General features: G+C 69.4%; 18 protein-coding genes. 13 read left to right on the forward strand and 5 right to left on the reverse strand.

Going from position 1 to position 21,155, the window contains the following annotated elements:
• The first annotated feature begins 224 nt into the window (after positions 1-224).
• Both ligA and ASD47_RS18990 read left to right on the forward strand, forming a co-directional pair.
• Positions 225-2,573 carry an NAD-dependent DNA ligase LigA gene (gene ligA / locus ASD47_RS18985; protein ID WP_056759893.1) on the forward strand — a complete coding sequence of 783 codons (2,349 nt, stop codon included), beginning with the start codon at positions 225-227 and terminating at the stop codon, positions 2,571-2,573.
• A 90-nt stretch (positions 2,574-2,663) separates the two neighbouring features.
• Positions 2,664-3,089 (forward strand): DUF2147 domain-containing protein, encoded by a 426-nt coding sequence (locus tag ASD47_RS18990; protein ID WP_056759895.1) that lies wholly within the window; start codon positions 2,664-2,666, stop codon positions 3,087-3,089.
• A gap of 48 nt (positions 3,090-3,137) precedes the next feature.
• Here the strand turns inward: ASD47_RS18990 and ASD47_RS18995 are convergent, their stop codons facing one another.
• Genes ASD47_RS18995 through ASD47_RS19005 form a run of 3 tightly spaced genes read right to left on the reverse strand, consistent with a single transcriptional unit; the run spans position 3,138 to position 6,323 of the window.
• On the reverse strand, positions 3,138-3,941 hold the full coding sequence (locus tag ASD47_RS18995; protein ID WP_056759897.1) for an RNA methyltransferase: 804 nt from the start codon (positions 3,939-3,941) through the stop codon (positions 3,138-3,140).
• A gap of 4 nt (positions 3,942-3,945) precedes the next feature.
• Entirely contained in the window at positions 3,946-4,845 is a 900-nt protein-coding gene (locus tag ASD47_RS19000) for a class I SAM-dependent methyltransferase (RefSeq protein ID WP_056759899.1), read from the reverse strand.
• 17 nt (positions 4,846-4,862) lie between these two features.
• Positions 4,863-6,323, reverse strand: a complete 1,461-nt coding sequence (locus tag ASD47_RS19005) for a glycosyltransferase (RefSeq protein ID WP_056759901.1) — start codon at positions 6,321-6,323, stop codon at positions 4,863-4,865.
• Between the two features lie 166 nt (positions 6,324-6,489).
• Between ASD47_RS19005 and ASD47_RS19010 the strand changes: the two genes are divergently transcribed.
• The 4 genes from ASD47_RS19010 to ASD47_RS19025 are packed head-to-tail and all read left to right on the forward strand — an operon-like array spanning position 6,490 to position 9,692.
• Positions 6,490-7,125: a TetR/AcrR family transcriptional regulator gene (locus ASD47_RS19010; RefSeq protein WP_056759903.1), complete on the forward strand. Its 636-nt coding sequence runs from the start codon at positions 6,490-6,492 to the stop codon at positions 7,123-7,125.
• A 4-nt stretch (positions 7,126-7,129) separates the two neighbouring features.
• On the forward strand, positions 7,130-7,942 hold the full coding sequence (locus tag ASD47_RS19015) for an ABC transporter substrate-binding protein (protein WP_056759905.1): 813 nt from the start codon (positions 7,130-7,132) through the stop codon (positions 7,940-7,942).
• A complete protein-coding gene (locus ASD47_RS19020) occupies positions 7,885-8,925 on the forward strand; it encodes an iron ABC transporter permease (protein WP_056759907.1) in 1,041 nt (346 codons plus the stop codon). The genes ASD47_RS19015 and ASD47_RS19020 overlap by 58 nt, the downstream gene beginning before the upstream one ends.
• Positions 8,922-9,692, forward strand: a complete 771-nt coding sequence (locus ASD47_RS19025; protein ID WP_056759909.1) for an ABC transporter ATP-binding protein — start codon at positions 8,922-8,924, stop codon at positions 9,690-9,692. The genes ASD47_RS19020 and ASD47_RS19025 overlap by 4 nt, the downstream gene beginning before the upstream one ends.
• Positions 9,693-9,696: 4 nt before the next feature.
• On the opposite strand, the gene ASD47_RS19030 is transcribed toward ASD47_RS19025, so the two are convergent.
• Positions 9,697-11,862 carry a lytic transglycosylase domain-containing protein gene (locus ASD47_RS19030; RefSeq protein ID WP_056759911.1) on the reverse strand — a complete coding sequence of 722 codons (2,166 nt, stop codon included), beginning with the start codon at positions 11,860-11,862 and terminating at the stop codon, positions 9,697-9,699.
• A gap of 263 nt (positions 11,863-12,125) precedes the next feature.
• Between ASD47_RS19030 and dapA the strand changes: the two genes are divergently transcribed.
• The 3 genes from dapA (at position 12,126) to ASD47_RS19045 (ending at position 14,379) form a co-directional block, all read left to right on the forward strand.
• The gene (gene dapA, locus ASD47_RS19035) at positions 12,126-13,010 is read left to right on the forward strand and encodes a 4-hydroxy-tetrahydrodipicolinate synthase (RefSeq protein ID WP_056759913.1); all 885 of its coding nucleotides are present in this window, start codon (positions 12,126-12,128) and stop codon (positions 13,008-13,010) included.
• Entirely contained in the window at positions 13,010-13,468 is a 459-nt protein-coding gene (gene smpB / locus ASD47_RS19040) for an SsrA-binding protein SmpB (protein ID WP_056759915.1), read from the forward strand. Before dapA ends, smpB begins: the two co-directional genes overlap by 1 nt.
• Positions 13,469-13,584: 116 nt before the next feature.
• Positions 13,585-14,379, forward strand: coding sequence for an SDR family oxidoreductase (locus ASD47_RS19045; RefSeq protein ID WP_056759917.1), 795 nt, complete (start codon positions 13,585-13,587; stop codon positions 14,377-14,379).
• A gap of 11 nt (positions 14,380-14,390) precedes the next feature.
• Here ASD47_RS19045 and ASD47_RS19050 read toward each other — a convergent pair whose 3' ends face one another.
• Positions 14,391-15,062 (reverse strand): spermidine synthase, encoded by a 672-nt coding sequence (locus ASD47_RS19050; protein ID WP_056759919.1) that lies wholly within the window; start codon positions 15,060-15,062, stop codon positions 14,391-14,393.
• A 116-nt stretch (positions 15,063-15,178) separates the two neighbouring features.
• On the opposite strand from ASD47_RS19050, the gene ASD47_RS19055 reads away from it, so the two are divergent.
• The 4 genes from ASD47_RS19055 to ASD47_RS19070 all read left to right on the forward strand — a co-directional run bounded on the left by ASD47_RS19055 (position 15,179) and on the right by ASD47_RS19070 (position 21,140).
• Positions 15,179-15,955, forward strand: coding sequence for a class II aldolase/adducin family protein (locus ASD47_RS19055; protein ID WP_056759921.1), 777 nt, complete (start codon positions 15,179-15,181; stop codon positions 15,953-15,955).
• Between the two features lie 29 nt (positions 15,956-15,984).
• On the forward strand, positions 15,985-16,752 hold the full coding sequence (locus ASD47_RS19060; RefSeq protein WP_056759923.1) for a hypothetical protein: 768 nt from the start codon (positions 15,985-15,987) through the stop codon (positions 16,750-16,752).
• A 117-nt stretch (positions 16,753-16,869) separates the two neighbouring features.
• A complete protein-coding gene (locus ASD47_RS19065) occupies positions 16,870-17,997 on the forward strand; it encodes an efflux RND transporter periplasmic adaptor subunit (protein ID WP_056759925.1) in 1,128 nt (375 codons plus the stop codon).
• On the forward strand, positions 17,997-21,140 hold the full coding sequence (locus ASD47_RS19070; RefSeq protein WP_056759927.1) for an efflux RND transporter permease subunit: 3,144 nt from the start codon (positions 17,997-17,999) through the stop codon (positions 21,138-21,140). The genes ASD47_RS19065 and ASD47_RS19070 overlap by 1 nt, the downstream gene beginning before the upstream one ends.
• Positions 21,141-21,155: the final 15 nt, after the last annotated feature.

The raw sequence follows: 21,155 nt of genomic DNA on the forward strand, positions 1-21,155 counted from the left end.
ACCCCGGCAAGGGTTCCATCAAGACCAAGATCAAGCGCGCCGGCTGGGATGAAACCTTCCTGCTCTCACTCCTGGGTCATATGCGATAGCCCTGCCCTCTGGGGGAGGTGGCCCGGAGGGCCGGAGGGGGCAAGTGGCTGGCGCCGGGGCCGGCACAAAACGCCTCCCCGGACCGGCCGGCCCCCGCTAATCTCCCCGCCGTCCTTCAGCCTCCGGATTCGCCCGTGTCCCAGATCGCCGTCGCCGACCTCACCAAGGACCAAGCCGATGCCGAGCTGGCGTGGCTGGCCGACGAGCTGGCGGCGCACGACCTGCGCTACCACCAGCAGGACGCCCCGACGATCAGCGACGCCGAGTACGACGCCCTCAAGCGCCGCAACCTCGACATCGAGGCCCGGTTTCCCGAGTTGATCCGCGAGAACTCGCCGTCGATGCGGGTGGGGGCGGCGCGGGCCGAGCAGTTCTCGGCCGTTGAGCACGGCGTGCCGATGCTGAGCCTGGACAACGCCTTTTCCAACGACGAGGCGACCGAGTTCGACGCCCGCATCCGCCGGTTCCTGCGGCTGACGACCGAGCCGGTGTTCTACACCGCCGAACCGAAGATCGACGGGCTGTCGGCCTCGCTGCGCTACGAGAAGGGCGTTCTGGTCCAGGGCGCGACCCGGGGCGACGGCAAGGTCGGCGAGGACGTCACCGCCAACCTGCGCACCATCGCCGACATCCCCCACAGGCTGAAAGGAACCGGCTGGCCGGAGGTGATCGAGATCCGCGGCGAGGTCTATGTCGAGCTGGAGGCCTTCGCCGCCTTCAACGCCGCCGCGCTGGAAGCCGGCCAGCGGACCTACGCCAATCCGCGCAACTTCGCCGCCGGCTCGCTGCGCCAGATCGACCCGAAGATCAGCGCCCAGCGGCCGCTGCGGTTCTTCGCCTATGCCTGGGGCCTGGCCAGCGGCCCGTTCGCGGCCGGACAGTGGGAGGCGCTGGAACAGCTGCACGCGTGGGGCTTCGTCACCACCGCCCCGCCGGCCCGGCGGGTGCAGGACGCCCAGGGCCTGCTCGAGGCCTATGCCGAGTTCGAGGTGCTGCGGCCCAAGCTGCCGTTCGACATCGACGGGGTGGTCTACAAGGTCGACGACCTGGAGCAGCAGCGCCGCCTGGGTTTCGTGTCGCGCTCGCCGCGCTGGGCCATCGCCCGCAAGTTCCCGGCCCAGCAGGCCCGCACGATCCTGGAGGCCATCGACCTGCAGGTGGGCCGCACCGGCGCGATCACCCCGGTGGCGCGGCTCAAGCCCGTGACCGTCGGCGGGGTCTCGGTGACCAACGCCACCCTGCACAACGCCGACGAGATCGAGCGCCTGGACGTCCGTGTGGGCGACACCGTGGTGATCCAGCGCGCCGGCGACGTCATCCCGCAGATCGTCCAGGTGGCCCTGGAAGAGCGGCCCAGCCCGCCGCCGGAACCCTATCAGTTTCCGCATGAATGCCCGTGCCCGCTGAAGACGCCGCTGGCCCGCGAGGTCAATGCGTCCGGGACGGAGTCGGTGGTGCGCCGCTGCACGGGCGAGTTCGCCTGTCCGTTCCAGCGCATCGAGCACCTGCGCCACTTCGTCTCCCGTCGCGCCTTCGACATCGAGGGCCTGGGCGAAAAGCAGCTGGCGGCCTTCTTCGAGGCCGGCTGGATCAAGGAACCGGCCGACATCTTCAAGCTGGCCCGCGACGAAGAGAAGCTGGCCGAGCTTCGGGCGCGGGACGGCTATGGCGAGACCTCGGTCGCCAACCTGGTCAAGGGCATCGAAGCGCGGCGCACCATCGGCCTGGACCGGGTGATCTACGGCCTGGGCATGCGCGACATCGGCGAGACGACCTCGACGGTGCTGGCCCGCAACTTCGATCGCTTCGAGGACCTGCAGGCCGCGGCCGAGCGGGCGGCGGCGCAGCTGCCGGGCGCGGTCTATCTGGAGCTGGCGGGCGCGGCCGGGGTTGGTCCCAAGGCCCGCGACGAATTGGTCGAGGCGGGCAAGGGCGGCCTAAAGGCCGATCCTTGGCCGGAGGCCGACAGCCTGGAGGTCAAGATTGGCCACGCGGTCCCCAAGCTGAACAAGCCGGCCCGGGCGGCCCTGGCGCAGCGCTACGCCGACTGGGACGCCTTCGCTCAGGCCCTGGCCGAGGCGGGGCAGGGCGCGCCGGGCGAGGACTATCTGCAGTTGGCGGCGATCGACGGGATCGGCCCGGTGGCCGCCCAGTCGATCGCCCGGTTCTTCGCCGAGGAACACAACCGGGAAAAGGTTCGAAACCTGGTCGCCGAGCTGGACATCCAGCCGGTCGCCAAGCCCAAGACCGACACCGCCGTGGCGGGCAAGACCATCGTCTTCACCGGTTCGCTGGAGAAGATGACCCGCGACGAGGCCAAGGCCCAGGCCGAGGCCCTGGGCGCCAAGGTCGCCTCGTCGGTGTCCAAGAAGACCGACCTGGTGGTGGCCGGCCCGGGCGCCGGCTCGAAGCTGAAGACCGCCACCGAGCTCGGGATCCAGGTCATGACCGAGGATGAATGGCTGGAGATGGTGGGGGGATAGGGCGAGCCTTGTTCGAACTTGGCCAGCAATTCATGGCCGGTTCAGACGAACGCGCGTTAGAAAGGGGACAACAAACCGGGAGAAGACCCCATGAAACTGCCTATCCTCGCCGCCGCGCTCGCCCTTTCCTCGGCGGGTCTCGCCGCCCCCGCCTTCGCCCAGGACGTCACGGGCCTGTGGCAGACCCAGACCAACGGCGGCCAGGTCGAAATCAGCCATTGCGGCAACAGCCTGTGCGGCAAGCTGGTCAGCTCGAACCACATCAAGAGCGACCCGTCGGTCAAGGACGAGAAGAACAAGGACGCGTCCCTGCGCAACCGGTCGCTGAAGAACATGCAGATGCTGTACGACTTCACCGGCGGCCCGACCAAGTGGACCGGCGGCAAGGTCTACAACGCCGCCGACGGCGGCACCTATTCGGGGACGATCACCCTGCTCTCGGCCAACGAGTTGAAGTTGAAGGGCTGCATCGTGGCCCCGCTGTGCAAGACCGAGAAGTGGACGCGGATCAAGTAGCCGTCCAGACGAGGGACAGGCCAAAGGCGCCTGTCCCAGCCGGCGGTCTCAACCGGTCACCGTATAGATCATGATGCCGGTGGCCACCGACAGGTTCAGGCTGTCGGCCCGGCCGCGCATCGGGATCTTGACGTTGACGTCGCAAGCCGCGGCCAGTTCGGGCGGCAGGCCCTGCTGCTCGTTGCCCATCAGGATCAGCGACGGCTTCACATAGTCGGCGCTCCGGTGGTCGACCGTGGCGGTCAGCAGGGTGCCGACCACCGAGCCCGGCCAGGACTCGCGCCAGGCCAGGAACTCGGCCACCGAGGCCTTGGCGATCTTAACCGCGAAGATCGAGCCCATGGTGGCCCGCACGCCCTCGACCGAATAGGGGTCCACGCAGTCGCCGACCAGGATCACCCCGCCGCAGCCGGCCGCGTCGGCGGTGCGGATCACTGTGCCCAGGTTGCCCGGGTCGCGCACGGCCTGCATGGCCACCCAGCACGGGGCGCTCTCGGGCACGATGGCGCTGAGCGACGCATAAACCTGCTTGAAGACCCCGACCACGGCCTGGGGATTGTCGCGCCGCGAGACCTTTTCGAGGATCTCGCGATTGACCTCGATGACCTCGCCGCCGGCCTTCAGGCAGGCCTGGCTGGCCTTCTGCAGCATCGGATGCTCGGCGGCGTCGCGGCCGTACATCAGGATCCTGGGGGCGTGGCCGCAGTCGATCGCCTCGATGACGATCTTCAGGCCCTCGGCCAGGAACAGGCCGCTCTCCTCGCGCTCTTTGCGCATATGCAGGGCGCGGACGGCCTTGACGGTGGCGTTCGACAGCGAGGTGACGGTCTTGGGCGCATGGGGGGCGTTCATCGCGTCACTCCGAGGCCCAGCGGGCGAAGAACGACAGGCCGATCTGGCGGTCGCCCTTCTCCTCGACCAGCGACAGCTCGCCCCAGTCGATCACCCCGCTGCGCCCCTTCAGCTCCTGGGCCAGCAGGCCCGACATCGCCGCGCCCGAGACCCGGGCGGCGTAGGCGTTCATCAGCAGGAACGAGGCGTCGGGCGCCAGGATTTGGGCGCAGTTATGGGTCAGCTCGGCCAGGTCCTCGAACAGGCGCCAGACCTCGCCGTCGGCGCCGCGGCCGAACTTCGGCGGGTCCAGGATGATCCCGTCGTACTGGGAGCCGCGGCGCACCTCGCGGGCCACGAAGCGGCGGGCGTCCTCGACGATCCAGCGGATCGGCCTGTCGGCCAGGCCGGCGAAGGCGGCGTTCTCGCGGGCGAAGCCGACCGACTTCTTGCTGGCGTCCACATGGGTGACCGCTGCGCCGGCGGCGGCGCAGACCAGGCTGGCGACGCCGGTATAGCCGAACAGGTTCAGCACCTTGGGCTGGCGGCCCTTGACGGCGCGGACCCGGGCGTCCTGCCAGGCCCAGTTGGCGGCCTGTTCGGGGAAGAAAGCCAGGTGGCGGAACGGAGTGAACTGGCCGTGGAACCTGGTCTCGCCCCAGGCCAGGTCGAACTTCTCGAGCGGCTTGCCCTTGAAGCGCCAGCGGCCGGCCTCGTCTTCGTCTGACGGATCGAAGACGGCGTCGGCGCTGTCCCAGACCTTTTGGTCCAGGCGCGGGGCCCAGAAGCACTGCGGCTCGGGGCGCACCACGGTGTAGCGGCCGTAACGTTCCAGCTTCCGGCCATGGCCGCTGTCCAGCAGGGCGTAGTCGGCCCAGCCGGTGGTGCGCATGACGAGCGGGGCGGCGGCGATGGTCGGATCCATGACCCGCCAATACGCGCTCAGGGCAAGGCCCGTCCAGTCCGCGCCAGCAGGCGGGGCAGCAAAGGATTGGCGGCGCGGGGCGTGTGCGGGGTCTTGTCCCAATGGAACGGCGCGACGATGAACTGGCCAAGCGCCTTGGCCACGGCCAGGCTCTGCAGCGGCCAGTAGAAGATTGCGCCCAGCAGCGGCAGGGGCCTTTGCCGATGCCCCGCCCGCCGCTGGGCCTCGGCTCCGGCGATCGCGATGCAGGTCCAGCCGAAGAACACCAGCATCCAGTCCATGGCCGGCACGGCGGCCCAAAGATCCAGCCGCGATCCAGCCGACTGCAACAGGAGCCAGATGAACAGCGGACCGTGCAGGTGGGACGAGGCGAGCGGCAGGGCCAGGGTCAGGACCAGGGCGACGGCCCCCCGCGGGGTGCGCACCGCCGGCCCGCGGGCATGGACGGCCAAGGTCTGGAGGTGGCCCTTGATCCAGCGCGCCCGTTGCGGCGTCCAGATCCTCAGCGTGGCTGGCGAAGTTTCGAAAGTGGGGCGGGTGATGACGTCCAGCCGGTAGCCTCGGGCGGCCAGGCGAACGCCGATGTCGGCGTCCTCGGTGACATTGTAGGGATCCCATCCCTCGACGGCGCGCAAGGCGTCGGCTCGGAAGTGATTGCTGGTGCCGCCCAGCGGGAAGGCCAGGCCCCAGCGGGCCAGGGCCGGCAGGAACACCTCGAACAGCACGGCGTATTCGAGAGCGAACTGGTCGGGCAGGAACCGCGGGTCCGGCTCGATCCGCAACGGCGCCTGCAGGCAGGCCAGGCTCGCGTCGTCCTGGGCGAACCGCGCGGCGGCTTCGCGCAACTGGCCGGGATGGGGCGCGTCCTCGGCGTCGTAGATCACCACCAGGTCGCCCCGCGCCCGCTCCAGGGCGACGTTGCAGGCTCGGGGCTTTGTCTGCGGCGAGCCGGGCGGCGCGATCAGCACCTGGAAGCCGGCCGGAAGGTCCAGGGCCGCGAAGGCGGCCTGAGTCTCGTGATCGTTGGCTTCCAAGGCGATCAGCACCTGCAGGCGGTCGCGTGGATAGTCCAGCCGGGTGAGATTGGCGACCAGCTCCGCCGCCACCGCGGCCTCGCGATAGAGGGGAACGATGATGGTGTAGGCGGGCAGGGCCTCTTCCGGCAGCCACGCCTCGGCCCTCGGCGCTCGCGGTGTGAAGGCGGCGACCAGCTTGACCCCCGAATGGCCCATGAAACCGACGAAGAACAGCAGGTGGAGGGCTTCCCACGTGGCGTGGGTTCGCAACGTCGCCAGGAGCAGCAGCAGCACCGACAGGACGATCAGCCCCGCCACCTGGCCCCGCGAAAGGCGCCGATGGGCGCCGTCGGGCAACGGCGCGGCGGCCTGGACGAGGCCGCCCTCCCCGCCGTCGATCCGATGCTTGACGCCCGGCTTCGTGCCGGACGCGCGCCGCTGGTCTCTTTCTTCTCGCGCCATCGCCCCCTGCCGCGCACAATCGGATCCAGCGAGCAGATAGCGAATCTTCAACCTGAAAGTGTCAAACGGAAAAACACGCGTTTCGAGGAAATCCTCGGGAGTTGCGACGTTTGGGTGATTCCCGTTTAGTGTCGGATCCGGGGACGAGGTAGGGGAACGCCATATCGTGACGCTCGCGTTGAAGAAGCCGCACAAGTCGGCCCGCAAGCCGAAAGGCGACGGTCACCTGCGTCGCGGAGAGATCCTGGCCGCGGCCGAACGGATCTTCATCGCCGAAGGCTACGCCGGGGCGACCATCCGCAAGATCGCCGACGCCGTGGGGGTCTCTTCGACCGCCCTCTACATGCACTTCCGCGACAAGGACCAGATCCTGCTGGAGATCGGCGACGACGCGATCGGCCAGCTCCTGGCCGTGAACGTCGACATCGCCCATCGGCCGATCGACGCCGTGGCGCGGGTGCGATTGATGCTCGAGGCCTACATGAAGTTCGCGCTCGACAATCCCAATACCTACCAACTGGTGTTCTGCGGATCGCGCGACGTGATCTCCAAGGAAAAACAGGCCGCCACCGCCGAACTGGGCGACCGCTGCTTCGCCGAGTTCAGCGGCCCCATCCACGAGATCGCCGCCGCCGGGCGACTGCGCACTGGGTCGGGCGAGAGCGCGGCCCAGGTGCTGTGGGCGGCCTGTCACGGGCTGGTGGCCCTGCTGATCACCATGCCCGACCGCAATTGGGCGCCGCGCGAAGAACTGATGAAGGTCACGCTGGACGGGCTGCTGCACGGCCTGGTCACGGACTGACCCCATGCGCGCCGCCTTGCTCGCCGGCCTCGTCGCCGGCCTGGCGGCGGTCGCGGAGCCCGCCGCCGCCCGGATGGCCGCCGAGCGGGTGATGTCGCTGGACTCCTGCGCCGACCAATATGTCCTGGCCCTCGCGGCGCGCGAGACCATCGTCGGCGTGTCACCGCGGGCCAACGCGCCGGACTCCTTCCTTCGCGCCAGGGCCGCGGGCCTGCCGAAACGACGAACAACGCTGGAGGCGGTGCTGGGCGCTCGTCCCGACCTCGTGGTGCGTCAATGGGGCGGCGACGGCCGGCTGACGGCGGCTCTCGCCCGACGCGGCGTACGCACGATCAGCCTGGGCGACGCCACCAACTTCGAAGGCGTGCGGACCAATGTCCGCCGGGTGGCCCGGGCGTTGAACCGTGGGCCGGAGGGCGAGGCCTTGCTCGCGCGGATGGACGCTGACCTGGCGAAGGCGGCTGGCGCCGGCCGGGGACAGGCCGCCTTCTACCTGACGCCGGGCGGCTACACGGCCGGTCCCGACACTATGATCGACGCCATGCTGCGAGCGGCGGGCTTCACCAACGCCGCGACCCAGCCCTATTTCTCCCCCGCGCCCCTGGAGAGCCTGGTGCTGAAGCCGCCGAAGGCGGTGGTGTTGGGCTTCTTCGACCTGACCCGGGCCGGAGCCGACCGTTGGGGGCCGGGGCGTCACGCGGCGCTGCGCAAGGCGACGCGAGGCCGGGTGGTGGCCTCCCTGCCCGGGGCCATGCTGGGGTGCTCGGCCTGGTTCGCCGCCGACGGGGCGCGGGCGCTGGCGGAGGCGGCGCGATGAGTTCGCGTCGCCTGGAGCTTTGCCTGCTGCTGGCGCTGATCGCCACGGCCGCCGTCGCAGTCAGCCTGGGCGAAAGCGCGCTGAGCGCCGTGCAATACCGCCAGGCGCTGACCGATCTGGCCTCGCCGCCCGCCGAGGTGCTGTGGACCATCCGCCTGCCGCGAGTGCTGATGGCCGCCCTGGTCGGGGCGGGCCTGGGCCTGGCGGGGGCGACGATGCAAGGCCTGCTGCGCAATCCCCTGGCCGAGCCTGGGGTGCTGGGCGTCTCGGCCACGGCGGGCCTGGGCGCCGCCCTGGCCATCGCCGGCGGTTTGGCGGCGTTTCCCGGCGCGATCGAGTTGGCCGCCCTGGCCGGGGCTTTGGCGGCCGGCGCGGTGGTGGTCGGCCTGGCGGCGCGGTTCCGCGAGCCCGAGGTGCTGATCCTGTTCGGCGTGGCCCTGTCGGCCTTCGCCGGCGCCCTGACGGCGCTGGTCTTCAATCTCTCCCCGTCACCGGTGGCCATCGCCGAGGTGCTGGCCTGGCTGATGGGTTCGGTCGAGAACCGCGACTTCACCGACATCCTGCGGGCGGCGGGGCCGATGGCGGTCGGGGCGGGGCTCTGCCTCTACGCCGCCCAGGGCCTGCGGATGCTGACCCTGGGCGAGGAGGCGGCCCAGATGTCCGGCCTGCCGATGGCGCGGCTGCGGGTGGCGGCCGTCGCGGGTTCGGCCTTGCTCGCGGGGGCCTCGGTCGCGGCGGCCGGGGTGATCGGCTTCGTCGGCCTGGCCGCGCCGCATCTGGTGCGGGCCGCCGTGCGCGACGATCCAGGCCGGCTGCTGCGGCCCTCGGCCCTGGCGGGCGCGGTGCTGCTGGTCGCCGCCGACCTGGCCGCCCGGCTGATCCCGACCGAGCAGGAGCTGAAGCTGGGCGTCGTGACAGCCCTGTTCGGCGCGCCGGTGTTCGCCTTGCTGGCCTGGCGCGCGGCGCGGAGCTGGCGGTCATGACGGCGGCCTGGACGATCGCGGACGCCAGGGCCCGGCGCGGCAGGGCGCTGGTGCTGGACGGCGCGGCCCTGAGCGTCGCGCCGGGCGAGGTGCTGGGCGTGGTTGGTCCCAATGGTGCGGGCAAGACCAGCCTGCTGCGGGCCGGGCTGGGGCTGATGCCATTGGAAACGGGGCAGGCGCGACTGGCCGGACGTCCAGTCGGCGGCCTGAACCCCGTCGAACGCGCCCGCCTGGTCGGCTATCTGCCGCAGGAACGTCGCCTGGCCTGGAACCTGCCGGCCCTGGAGGTCGTGGCCCTCGGCGCGCCGGACCTGCCCTCGAGCAAAGCCCTGGCCGTCGCCCGTGAGCGCCTGGAGCGGGTGGGCGTCGCCGATCTGGCCCAGCGCGGCGTGCTCGACATGTCGGGCGGCGAGCGCGCTCGTGTGCTGCTGGCCAGATTGCTAGCCACGCGCGCTCCGCTGCTGGTCGCCGACGAGCCGGTGGCGGGACTGGACCCCGACGCCCAGCTTCTGACGCTGGACCTGCTGCGCGCCGAGGCGGCGGCCGGCGCGGCGGTGGTCGTGACGCTGCACGACCTGGGCCTGGCGGCGCGGTCCTGCGACCGGATCCTTGTGCTGGACCACGGCCGGGTGGCGGCCGACGAGGCGCCACGCCAAGCCTTGTCGTCCGAAGTGCTGGCCAAGGTGTTCCGGCTTGACGGGGCGCTGGTCGGGACGCCGGCCGGTCTCATCGTGGCGGCGCGACGTTCAGGGACGCCGCCGCCCTAAACGGCTATCGCGTCCCCGGCACGTAGCCGCCCTGCGGGATCGCCGTGGACGATCCGCCGATCGGCGGCAGACCGCTTGGCGTCGTCCCTGTCGGTCCCGCATAGTTGTAGCCGCCACGCTTCAGGTCGCTCGACAGGGTCAGCGGGGCCACGCCGCCGTTCAGGCGGGCGCGATACACCATGGTCGTCTCGATGGTCCGCATAACGTAATTGCGGGTCTCCGAGAACGGGATGCACTCGATGAAGTCCAGCGGATCGGTAGTGGCGCCGCGCGGATCGCCGCACAGGGTGACCCACTGGGTCGGACGGCCGGGCCCGGCGTTGTAGGCGGCGGCGGCCATGATGTACGAGCCGCTGAAATTGCTGACCATGCTGCCTAGATAGGTCGAGCCCAGGCGCATGTTGTAGAACGGGTCGGACAGGCGATCGACGCTGTGGCTCTCACCCAGCTGCCGCGCGACGATGGCGGCGGTGGCCGGCATCAGTTGCATCATGCCGCGCGCCCCGGGGGCGGAACGGGCGTTGGGGTCGAAATTGCTTTCCTGGCGCGAGATTGAATAGACGAAGGCCGTCTCGGCCGCGCCCGGTCCGGGGGTGAACAGGTGGTCGAGCAGCGGATAGCCGCGCTCGGGCAGGGTGAAGCCGCGCTGAGCGGCGGTGCGGACCGCGCGCATGGCCAGGTCCGGATCGCCATAGCTGCGGGCTAGATCCACCAGCAGGGCCTCTTCCTCGGCGGAGGGAAGTTGGTCGTCGATGAACAGCACGAAGACCCGCACCTGGTCGCGGGCCCCGGCCGCCATCAAGGTGCGCACCGCCCGCACCAGTTCGCGGCCCTCGAAACGAGCGCGGTCGGCCTGGGTGATCGTCGGGTCCTTGTCGAGGCGGATCTCCTTGATCCCCGCCTTTTCGGCGGCCAACTGGCCGTAGAAGGTGGTGATGTAGCGCGCGCCCTCGGCGTAGAAGGCCTGGGCGGCGATGCGGTCGCCCTGGGCCTCGGCGGCGCGGCCCTGCCAGTAGAGGGCGCGGCCGCGGGTGATCGGCGAGGCGCCGATCTCGGCGATGCGGGCGAAGTGGGCGGCGGCGCGGTCGGCGTCCTTCAGGCGGCTCAGGGCGATCCAGCCGGCGTAGAACTCGCTTTCGGCCGCGTCGGCGCCCTCCTTGAGGCGGGCGTTGGCGGCGGCGTAGGCGCTGGTGCTGTCGCCGTTCTTCAAGGCGGACACCACCAACTGCTTGCGCTCGCGCCAGATGGCGGACGCCGCGTCGTTGCTGGGCGGAGGGGCGGGGAACTGGCTGGCCAGCGGCAGGGCCAGGGTGTCCAGGCCCTTGCGGCGCAGATAGGCGGCGCGTTCGAAGACCACGCCGGGCAGGGCCTGCTGGGCAGGCGAAAGCGCCGCGTAGAGGTCGTTGGCGTTGCTGGCGTTCGAGCGGAAGGCGATGCGCGCCTGGGCCGCCGCCTGCTGGTCGTAGGGCAGCAGGGCGACCATGTCGCGGGCCGCGGGACCTTGCGCGCCGTACAGCAGGATGTCGGCGCGGCGGACGTGGTCGTCGGTCGTCAGCAGCGTGCCGAAGCGGGCCAGCATCGCGCGCTGAGCGTCGAGTTCGAACACTTGGTCGCGCCACCAGCGGCGAATCAGGTTGGTCGCGTCGCCGGTGCGGCCGGCGGCCTGGTAGGCGGCGGCGAGCGACATGGCGCCTTCCGCCGTCTGTGGGTCGCGGCCGCCGAACCAGGCGATCATCCGCTGGGCGTCCAGCCCAGAAAGAGCCAGGGCCTTTTCGGCGGCGTTCTCGCGACGCTGGGCGCGGGGCCAGCCCGAGAGGTCGCGGCGCGCCTGGTCAAGCTCGAAGAAGCTCATGCTCTCGGCTCCGGCGTCGACCAGCGCCCAGAGCGCGATCTTGCGCGACAGCGGATCCTGGATGCTCGACATGGCCATGCGGATCGTAGCGGGATCGCGACTGGCGACCGCCGTACGCAGGTTGGCCGCGTCGGCCTCGGCGGGCGTGGCGTAGGTCGCGGTGGGCGGCGTGGTGATCAGGCCCGGGGGCGTGGCGCTTCCCGTATAGGGCTGGGGCGCACGGGGCAGGTCGACGTCATCTTGGGCAAGCGCCACACCGAAGAGCGCCACCACCGCGGATCCGCCCAGCAACACCTTACCCAACAACCCTGACGCCAAAACGTCGTCTCCCTTCGATTCTCTGGCCCTGATGGGCTGCATTCTCGCCGTTTTCCGATAGCGGAGGGGCCGATTTGCGGCGCTTGCGACCCTGATTGGCGCTTATAGACCGCTTCGAGGCGGATTGACCCTTGCAGAAACGTCCCCAAATCGGTGCAGAGCGTCACGGACCGGTTGCGGGACATGGGGGGCGGGACATATTGTCCGCCCCCATCCTCTGGCCGCAACCGTCGCGGCGCGTTTCTCACGGCAAATTGCAAGTCATGGCTCATTCTCCGTTCAAGGGCGTCATTCCGGCGCTGGTCACGCCTTTCCGCGACGGCGCGGTGGACGAGAAAGCCTTCGTGGCCCTGGTCGAGCGCCAGATCGCCGGCGGCGTGCACGGCCTAGTGCCGGTCGGCACCACCGGCGAGACCGCGACCCTGAGCCACGATGAGCACAAGCGCGTCGTCGAGCTGTGCGTGCAGACCGCCCGCGGCCGCGTGCCGGTGATCGCCGGGGCCGGCTCCAACTCGACCGCCGAGGCGATCGAACTGGTCGCCCACGCCAAGGCTGTCGGCGCCGACGCGGCTCTGGTGGTTTCGCCCTACTATGTGCGTCCCAGCCAGGAAGGCGTCTACCAGCACTACAAGGCGATCAACGACGCCGTGCAGTTGCCGGTGCTGGTCTACAACGTGCCGGGCCGCACGGGGTCGGACATCGCCAACGAAACCCTGGAGCGGCTGTCCAAGCTGCCCAACATCGTCGGCATCAAGGACGCCACCGGCGACCTGACTCGCGCCAGTTTCCAGCGGATCATGTGCGGCCCGGACTGGGTGATGCTGTCGGGCGACGACCCGACCGCGCTCGGCTACGTGGCCCACGGCGGCCATGGGGTGATCTCGGTGACCTCGAACGTGGCGCCGGACGCCTGCGCCACCTTCATCAACGCCTGCCTGAACGGCGAGTGGGAGACCGCGCTCTACTGGCAGGATCGCCTGGTGCGGCTGCACAAGGCGCTGTTCCTCGACGCCTCGCCGTCGCCGACCAAGTTCGCCATGGCCCACCTGGGCCTGTGCGAGGCCGACGTGCGCCTGCCGATCGCCCCGTGCAGCGACGCGGTGAAGCCGGCGATCCTGGAGGCCATGCGCGAGGCGGGTCTGGTCTGATGACCAAGCCGATCGCCGAGAACCGCCGCGCGCGGTACGACTACTTCATCGAGGAGACCGTCGAGGCCGGGCTGATGCTGACCGGCACCGAGGTGAAGTCGTTGCGCGTGGGCCGGGCCAACATCGCCGAATCCTACGCTTCGGTCGAAGGGCGCGAGATCAAGCTGATCAACGCCGACATTCCGCCCTATGGCCACGCCAACCGCTTCAACCACGAACCCCGCCGGCACCGGAAGCTGCTGCTGCACCGAAAGCAGATCGACAAGCTGATCGGCGCGGTCCAGCGCGACGGCCGCACCCTGATCCCGCTCAAGCTCTATTGGAATGAGAAGGGTTTGGCCAAGCTGGAGATCGGCTTGGCCAAGGGCAAGAAGAACCACGACAAGCGCGAGACCGAGGCCGCCCGCGACTGGCAGCGCGACAAGGCGCGGCTGATGAAGGGCGACCGGGGCGACTGAAGCGCCGAGTTCCTCGTGAGCGGTAGGACCTCGGATCACGCCTGCGATGGGTCGGGTCGCAGGGTCGCCCGTCGGGTCCGCCTTCGACAAAATGCGACGCCTCAACGGAGCGCGTCATGGACCTGGGTCTCAGCGGAAAGATCGCCATCGTCGCTGGCGGAAGTCGGGGCTGCGGACGAGGCGTGGCCGAGGAGCTGAGCCGGGAGGGTGCGCGCGTCGTGCTGTCGGGCCGGCTGGCCGACAAAGTGCATGAGGCGGTCGAGGCGATCCGCGAGAGCGGAGGCGAGGCGATCGGCGTGGTCGCCGACATGACCACCGAGGCCGGTTGCGCGACGATCGTCGACGCCGCCCAGCGAGCCTACGGCGATTGCCAGATGCTGGTGGTCAATTCGCCGGGGCCGTTTCCCGATCCCGTGACCAACCGGGGACGCGGCTTCGACAATTGCGCCGACGACGTCTTCAGCGAGACCCACCGCAATTTCGTGATGAGCCAGGTCTGGCTCGCCCGAGCGGTGATCCCCGCCATGCGGAGCGACGGCTGGGGCCGCCTGGTCAATATCGGCTCCATCGCCATGAAGACGCCGCACCTTGAGGACCCGATGCCCGCGGTCAACACGCGCGTGGCCGTCGCCGCCCTGATGAAGAGCTTGGCCCAGGAGTTCGGGCCGTACGGGATCACTGCCAACACCATCGCCACGGGCCCGTTCGACAGCGAGCTGTCGCGCGAGTATCGCGCCTCGGGGACCGGGGTGAAGACCGCCGAGTGGTACAGGGCGATGCTGCCGGTCGGCCGCTGGGGACGTCCGGAGGAGATGGGCGCCCTGGTCGCCTTCCTTTGCTCGACCCGGGCGAGCTTCCTGACGGGGGAGACCATCCGCATCGACGGCGGCTACACCAAAAGCCTGTTCTGAGCCTCTGCCCCTCAGGGTCGCGTCGCCATCCAGATCACATGCCGCGCACCGCGTCCCTTGTGGGCGCGGACGCCGATCTCCTCCACCCCGTAGCCGGCGCGTTTCAGGCGCTGGGTGAAGGCGCTGTCGCGGGTCGAGGACCAGACCTCCAGCACCCCGCCAGGGCGCAGGGCGCGCTTGGCGGCGGCCAGGCCCGTCGGGCTGTAGAGGCCGTCATTCTCCTTGCGGCTGAGGCCGCCAGGCCCATTGTCGACGTCCAGCAGTATGGCGTCGAAGGCCGCTTCGCCGGCGCGGATCGGCTCCCCGACGTCACCCTGGTGAATGCTGACCCGGGGATCGTCGAGGCTGGCCCCGTGCAGGTCCGCTAGCGGGCCCCGCGCCCAGGCGACGACAGCCGGCACGAGTTCGGCCACGACAATCTCCGCGTCGGCTCCGAAGGCGGCGAGGGCGGCGCGCAAGGTGAAGCCCATGCCCAGCCCGCCGATCAGCACCCGCGCCCTGGGGCGTTGGCCGACGCGCTCGAAGGCCAGGGCGGCCATCGCCTCTTCCGAGCCGCTGAGCCGGCTGTTCATCAGTTCGATGCCGCCGGTCATGATCGAGAACTCGGTCCCGCGCCGCATCAGCCGCAGGTCTTCGCCGTCGCCGGGCACCTGGGCGGTGTCGAGATGCTGCCAGGGGATCATGGGAACGCGTTCCGAGGAGAGGGGACGAGTGTCCCTCCCTCGAACGGCCGCTTGACGCAAGGACCCAGCGGCGCGACCTTCAAACCTAACAATGATAACCTACGGAGGATCCGCTCATGGCCGACGGTGCATCGCCCATCGCCACGTCGCTCAAGGACAAGGTCAGCGAGGCCGAATGGAAGGCTCGCGTCGATCTGGCCGCGCTCTATCGCCTGGTCGCCGTCCACGGCTGGGACGACATGATCTTCACCCACATCTCGGCCCGCATTCCCGGACCGGAGCACCATTTCCTGATTAATCCCTACGGCATGTTCTTCGGCGAGATGACCGCTTCATGCCTGGTCAAGGTCGACCTGGACGGCAATGTCATCGACAAGACGCCGTACTTCATCAATCCGGCGGGCTTCACGATCCATTCGGCGGTACACGCCGCCCGCGAGGACGCCCATTTCGTCATGCACCTGCACACCGATCAGGGCGTGGCGGTGTCCGCAAACAAGGAAGGTCTGCTGCCGCTGTCGCAGCATTCGCTAATTGTCTTGCCTCAGCTCGCCTTTCACGACTATGAAGGCATTGCGCTCAACCTTGACGAACGGGAACGTCTGGTGGCCGACCTCGGCGAGAAAAAGCTGATGATGCTGCGAAACCACGGCACCCTGTCCGTGGGGACGACGGCGGCCGAGTGCTGGTTGGGCATGTTCTTCCTGGAACGGGCCTGCGCCCAGCAGGTGATGGCGTTGAGCGCGGGTCGCCAGAACGTGCTCGAAGCGCCGGACGCCGCCCAGGCCGAGGTCCGCAGCCAGACCGGCATGGGCATGGGCATGATCGCCGGCCTGGCCTGGCCGGGCTGCTTGCGCAAACTCGACCGGGAGTCCCCCGGTTACGTGGATTGACGCCCAGGCGTCGAAAACGAAACGCCGCCGTGGCTCTCGGGGCCGCGGCGGCTTTCTTTTGCGCGCTGAGCGGGGTGTTCGGGCCGGCCTGGGCTGGCGCCTGGCCCATGAAGGACGGCGAGGGGCTGGCCATCCTCAAGTACGAGGACCAGAAGGCCGACACGGGCTTTGGTCCGGACGGCGTGGAGGTCGCGATCGCGCGCCGTCACGACCAGACCCTGTCGCTGTACGGCGAGTACGGCCTGACCGACCGCCTGACCCTGCAGGCCAAGACGGCCCTGACTCGCGGCCACGACGATTTCGTCGATTATGAAGGGCTGGGATCCGTCGAACTGGGTTTGCGGTACGCCTTGCTGCACACGGATCGATCAGTCGTCAGCCTTTATCTGGGCGCCGCCCGGGACGGCGTGGGGCGCAACGCTGGCTATGCGGCGCCGGGACAGGGCGCCACGGACCTTGAGGCGCGTCTGCTGGCGGGAACCTCTGGCCAGTGGCGAACCATGCAGGCCTTCGCTGAGTTTCAGGTCGCCCGCTTGAAACGAAGCGGCCTTGCCGACGAGACCAGGGTCGATGTCACCGCAGGGCTCAAACCTCGGCCCCGCTGGCTGTTGATGGCCCAGACCTTCGCCGGCCAGGCGGATTCACAGCCTGTCAGGTCGCGCTGGTGCAAGAGCGAGATATCCCTGACGCGCGACTTGGGCGTCTGGAGCCTGCAGGCTGGATGGCGTCAGACGATCCTGGGGCGTGAGACGCCGGCCGACCGCGGCCCGGTTGTGGCGGTGTGGCGGCGGTTCTGATATTTCAGAACTGTAATATTTGGTCATCCGTGTGTCACTGGACGCAGGCTAGGGCTGGCGGCTAATGAGCCGTTTTGTATTAGCTGAGCCGTTCCATTCCGGCGCCCGGAGCTTTTCGTGATCCGCAGACATTTCTTTCTGGTCGGCGCGGTGGTCGCTGTCCTGCTGATGCTGCTGGTCGGCGGGCTGAAACTGGCCTTCGGCGGGAAGGCGACGGGGCAGGGGGGCGCTGCCGGCGGACGCGCGACGCCGGTGTCGCAGGTGGTCGCCCAGCCGCGCGCCTTTACCGACCGGATCGAGGTGCTGGGCGTGGCCAAGGGCCGTCAGTCGGTGACCCTCACCTCGAACACCGCCGAGTTGATCACCGCCGTCCACTTTCGTGATGGGCAAACCGTCACCAAGGGGCAGGTGCTGGTCGAGCTGAAGGCCGACCAGGAGACCGCCGGCATCGCCGAGGCCCAGGCTCAACTGGCCCAGGCCGAGCGCGAATATACGCGGTGGAAGACCCTGGCCGACCGTGGCATCGCCCCGCGCGCCTCGGCCGAACAGTACATGGCCGCGCGCGACACCGCCCGCGCCGCCCTCGCCGCCGCCAGCGCCCAGAAGCTGGACAAGGTGATCCGCGCGCCGTTCTCGGGCCGGGTGGGCATTTCGGACATTGCGCCTGGGACCCTAATCAGCCCGGGAACACCCATCGTCAGCCTGGACGACGTCTCGCTGATCCGCGTCGACTTCTCCGTGCCCGACCGCTACCTGCCGATCCTACGCGAAGGGTTGACGATTACCGCCAAGCCCGACGCCTTGCCGGGCGAGAGCTTCACCGGCCGCATAGCCCAGATCGACACCCGGATCGACCCGACCACCCGCGCCCTGAAGGCCCGGGCCGAATTCCCCAACGCCGATGGTCGCCTCAAGCCCGGCATGCTGATCAAGGTCGGTATCGCTCAGGGACAGCGTCAGGCCGTGGCCGTGCCCGAGGCCGCCGTGCAGTTCGAGGGTTCCCAAGCCTCGGTGTTCCTGATTGCCAGGGGACCCAAGGGTCTGGTCGCTCGCCGCGCTTCGGTTCAGACCGGCATCGCCGCGGACGGCTTCATTGAAATCACCTCCGGCCTGAAAGCTGGCGACAAGCTGGTCGGCGACGGTCTCAATCGCGTGCAGGACGGCGCGCCGGTCAACGCCGGCGGCGGGAAGCCCCAGGCGGGCCCTCAAGCTGGCCAGGGTGATCGCAAGCAGAAGGCCGGCTGATGCTTTCCGACCTTTCCGTTCGTCGGCCAGTCTTCGCCGCAGTCGCGGCGATCATCCTCTGCGTCATCGGCCTGGCCGCCTTCAAGAGCCTCCCGATCCGCGAATTGCCGAGCGTGGATCCGCCGGTGGTGTCGATCTCGACCGCCTATCGCGGCGCCTCGGCCGAGGTGATCGAAGAGCGGATCACCCAGGTCATCGAGCGCCAGGTCGCCGGGATCCAGGGCATCGACCGTGTCAACAGCTCCTCGCGCGACGGTCGCTCGCAGATCACCATCACCTTCACGCTGGATCGCGACCTCGACGCGGCCGCCAACGACGTGCGCGACGCGGTCAGCCGGGTGGCGGCGAACCTACCTGACCAAGCCGACCCGCCGCAGATCGCCAAGGCCAACGCCGACTCCTCGCCGATCATCGTCCTGAACCTAACCTCCAGCACCCTCAGCACCCTGGAGCTGGCCGACTATGCCGACCGTTATCTGGTCGAGCGGATGTCGACGATCCCCGGCGTGGCCCAGGCCAACCTCTACGGCGCGCCGCTCTACGCCATGCGCATCTGGCTGGACGCCGACGCCATGGCCGCGCGCGGCGTGACGGTCGACGATGTCGAGAACGCGCTCAACGCCCAGAACGTGGAACTGCCCGCCGGCGCCCTGGAAGGCGCCACCAAGGACTTCACGATCCGGGTCAGCCGCGCCTATTCCAAGCCCGAGGACTTCCTGAAGCTGCCCCTGCGCGGCGGTGACGCCGAGGGTTTCGTGGTCCGCCTGGGGGACGTGGCGCGGGTCGAGGAGGGGGCGGACGAACGCCGCAAGCTGTTCCGCGGCAATGGCGTTCCGCAGGTCGGCATCGCCCTGACCCGCCAGTCGCAGGCTAACGACGTGGCGATCTCGGACGCCGTCCGCAAGGAAGTCGCGACCATCAACCAGACGCTGCCGGCCGGCACGAAGATGATCGTGGCGATCGACAACTCGGTGTTCACCGCCGAGGCGATCCACGAGGTGTGGATCACGATGGGCATCTCGATCGCCCTGGTCGCTCTGGTCAACCTGCTGTTCCTGGGCAGCTGGCGCTCGGCCCTGATTCCGTCGATCGTCGCGCCGATCTGTATCCTGTCGACCTTCATCGTCCTGGCGCCGCTGGGCTTCTCGCTGAACCTGCTGACCCTTCTGGCCCTGGTGCTGGCGGTCGGCCTGGTGGTCGACGACGCCATCGTCGTGGTCGAGAACATTCAGCGCCGCGTCGACGAGGGCGAGCCGTCGACGGTGGCGGCCCTGCGCGGCACCCGCCAAGTGTTCTTCGCGGTCGTGGCCACCACCGTCGTGCTGATCTCGGTCTTCGCCCCGCTGATGTTCCTGCCCGGCTATATCGGCCGGCTGTTCGTCGAACTGGCTGTGGCCATCGCCGCCGCCGTGGGCTTCTCGGCGCTGCTGGCGCTGAGCCTGTCGCCGATGATGGCGTCCAAGCTGCTCAAGCCAGCCAGCGCCAACTGGCTGTCGCGCCGGGTCGACCGCGCCATGGACGCGCTGAAGGACAGCTACCGCCATTCGCTGGAAGGCCTGCTGGGCAAGGGCTCGGCCACTTTGGTCACCGGTCTTTCGGTGCTGGTCCTGGCGGTGTGCGCCGGCGGGCTGTTCGCCCTGCTGCCGCAGGAACTGGTGCCCGCGGAAGACCGTGGCCGCGTCGACGTGTCGATCAACGGCCCCGAGGGCAGCGGCTTTGACGCGACGGTCAAGGTCGCCGACAGGATCGAGAAGATCCTCGATCAGTATCGCAAGGATGGCGTGGCCGAGCGTACGATCATCACCGTACCGCGCTTCGGCCAGAGCCAGTTCAACACCGGCAACGCAGTCATCGCGCTCAAGCCGTGGGGCGAGCGTGACAAGTCGGCCGACGAGGTCGCCGCCGAACTCAACAAGAGCCTGTCGAGGATCACCAGCGTGCGGGCCGTGGCCTCGGTGCGCGGCGCCTTCCAGCGCGGCGGTGGCGGCGGCGGCGGCGGCGGCACCAATGTCGACCTGATCGCCGTCGGCAACGACTACGTCCAGCTTGCCAACTGGCTCAAGCCCATCCTCAGCGCCTCTCAGGCCAATCCGGGCCTGTCGCGGCCGCGCCTCGACTACGAGCCGACCGCGCCGCGATTGTCGGTGCAGATCGATCGCGACAAGGCCGCGACCCTGGGCGTTTCGGCCCAGTCGGTTGGTCGGGCGCTGGAGACCATGTTCGGCTCACGCCAGGTGACGACCTACATCAAGTCCGGCCAGGAATATGACGTCATCCTGCAGACCGCGCTGGAGCAGCGTCGCGGCATCGAGGATCTCAATCGCCTGCAGGTGCGGACCCTGTCCGGCGCCCTGGTGCCGCTGTCGACGGTGGTCACCACCGAGCTGCGAGGCGACACGCCCGATCGTCCCCGGGTGGATCGTCTCCGGGCCGTGACCCTGACCACCCAGTTGAACCCCGGCTACACGGTCGCCGACGCGGTGAAGTTCTTCCAGGATCAGGCCGCCGCCCATCCCACCCCCGGCGTCAGCGTCAAGTGGGGCGGGCAAGCCAAGGACTATCTGGAAGCTTCCGGCGCTGTGGGCCTGGCCTTCGGCCTGGCGCTGTTGCTGGTGTTCCTGGTGCTGGCCGCGCAGTTCGAAAGCTGGATCCACCCGGCCGTGATCATGCTGACCGTGCCGCTGGCGGCGCTGGGCGGGCTGTTCGGCCTGCTGATCACCGGCTCGACGATCAACACCTACAGCCAGATCGGCCTGATCATCCTGGTCGGCATCGCGGCCAAGAACGGGATCCTGATCGTCGAGTTCGCCAACCAGCTGCGCGACGAGGGCCTGAAGGTCCGCGAGGCCGTGATCGAAGCCGCCGCCCTGCGCCTGCGTCCGATCATCATGACCTCCATCTCGGCGGCGATGGGCGCCCTGCCGCTGATGCTGTGGGCGGGCGCCGGCGCCGGCAGCCGCAAGACGATCGGGGCGGTGATCTTCACCGGCGCGATCTTCGCGACCCTGCTGACGTTGTTCGTGGTGCCGGTGTTTTACAACCTGCTGGCCCGCTTCACGAAGTCTCCGGAGTGGACTTCGCGGCAGATCGAGGACTATGAAGCCCGCGAGAAGAGCGGGGAGGGGCATGCCTCACCCGTCTGAACCGGGTGAGGAAGC

It is taken from the genome of Caulobacter sp. Root1472, from assembly GCF_001426985.1.
Taxonomy (GTDB): Bacteria; Pseudomonadota; Alphaproteobacteria; order Caulobacterales; family Caulobacteraceae; genus Caulobacter; species Caulobacter rhizosphaerae.

Bases quoted from the DNA above. Each gene is read 5' to 3' on its own strand.
- ASD47_RS19000 (WP_056759899.1), bottom strand. From the start codon at position 4,845: ATGGATCCGACCATCGCCGCCGCCCCGCTCGTCATGCGCACCACCGGC.
- ASD47_RS19025 (WP_056759909.1), top strand. From the start codon at position 8,922: ATGACGGCGGCCTGGACGATCGCGGACGCCAGGGCCCGGCGCGGCAGG.
- smpB (WP_056759915.1), top strand. From the start codon at position 13,010: ATGACCAAGCCGATCGCCGAGAACCGCCGCGCGCGGTACGACTACTTC.
- ASD47_RS19050 (WP_056759919.1), bottom strand. From the start codon at position 15,062: ATGATCCCCTGGCAGCATCTCGACACCGCCCAGGTGCCCGGCGACGGC.
- ASD47_RS19070 (WP_056759927.1), top strand. From the start codon at position 17,997: ATGCTTTCCGACCTTTCCGTTCGTCGGCCAGTCTTCGCCGCAGTCGCG.
- ASD47_RS19045 (WP_056759917.1), top strand. From the start codon at position 13,585: ATGGACCTGGGTCTCAGCGGAAAGATCGCCATCGTCGCTGGCGGAAGT.
- ASD47_RS18990 (WP_056759895.1), top strand. From the start codon at position 2,664: ATGAAACTGCCTATCCTCGCCGCCGCGCTCGCCCTTTCCTCGGCGGGT.
- ASD47_RS19055 (WP_056759921.1), top strand. From the start codon at position 15,179: ATGGCCGACGGTGCATCGCCCATCGCCACGTCGCTCAAGGACAAGGTC.
- dapA (WP_056759913.1), top strand. From the start codon at position 12,126: ATGGCTCATTCTCCGTTCAAGGGCGTCATTCCGGCGCTGGTCACGCCT.
- ASD47_RS19015 (WP_056759905.1), top strand. From the start codon at position 7,130: ATGCGCGCCGCCTTGCTCGCCGGCCTCGTCGCCGGCCTGGCGGCGGTC.
- ASD47_RS19005 (WP_056759901.1), bottom strand. From the start codon at position 6,323: ATGGCGCGAGAAGAAAGAGACCAGCGGCGCGCGTCCGGCACGAAGCCG.
- ASD47_RS18995 (WP_056759897.1), bottom strand. From the start codon at position 3,941: ATGAACGCCCCCCATGCGCCCAAGACCGTCACCTCGCTGTCGAACGCC.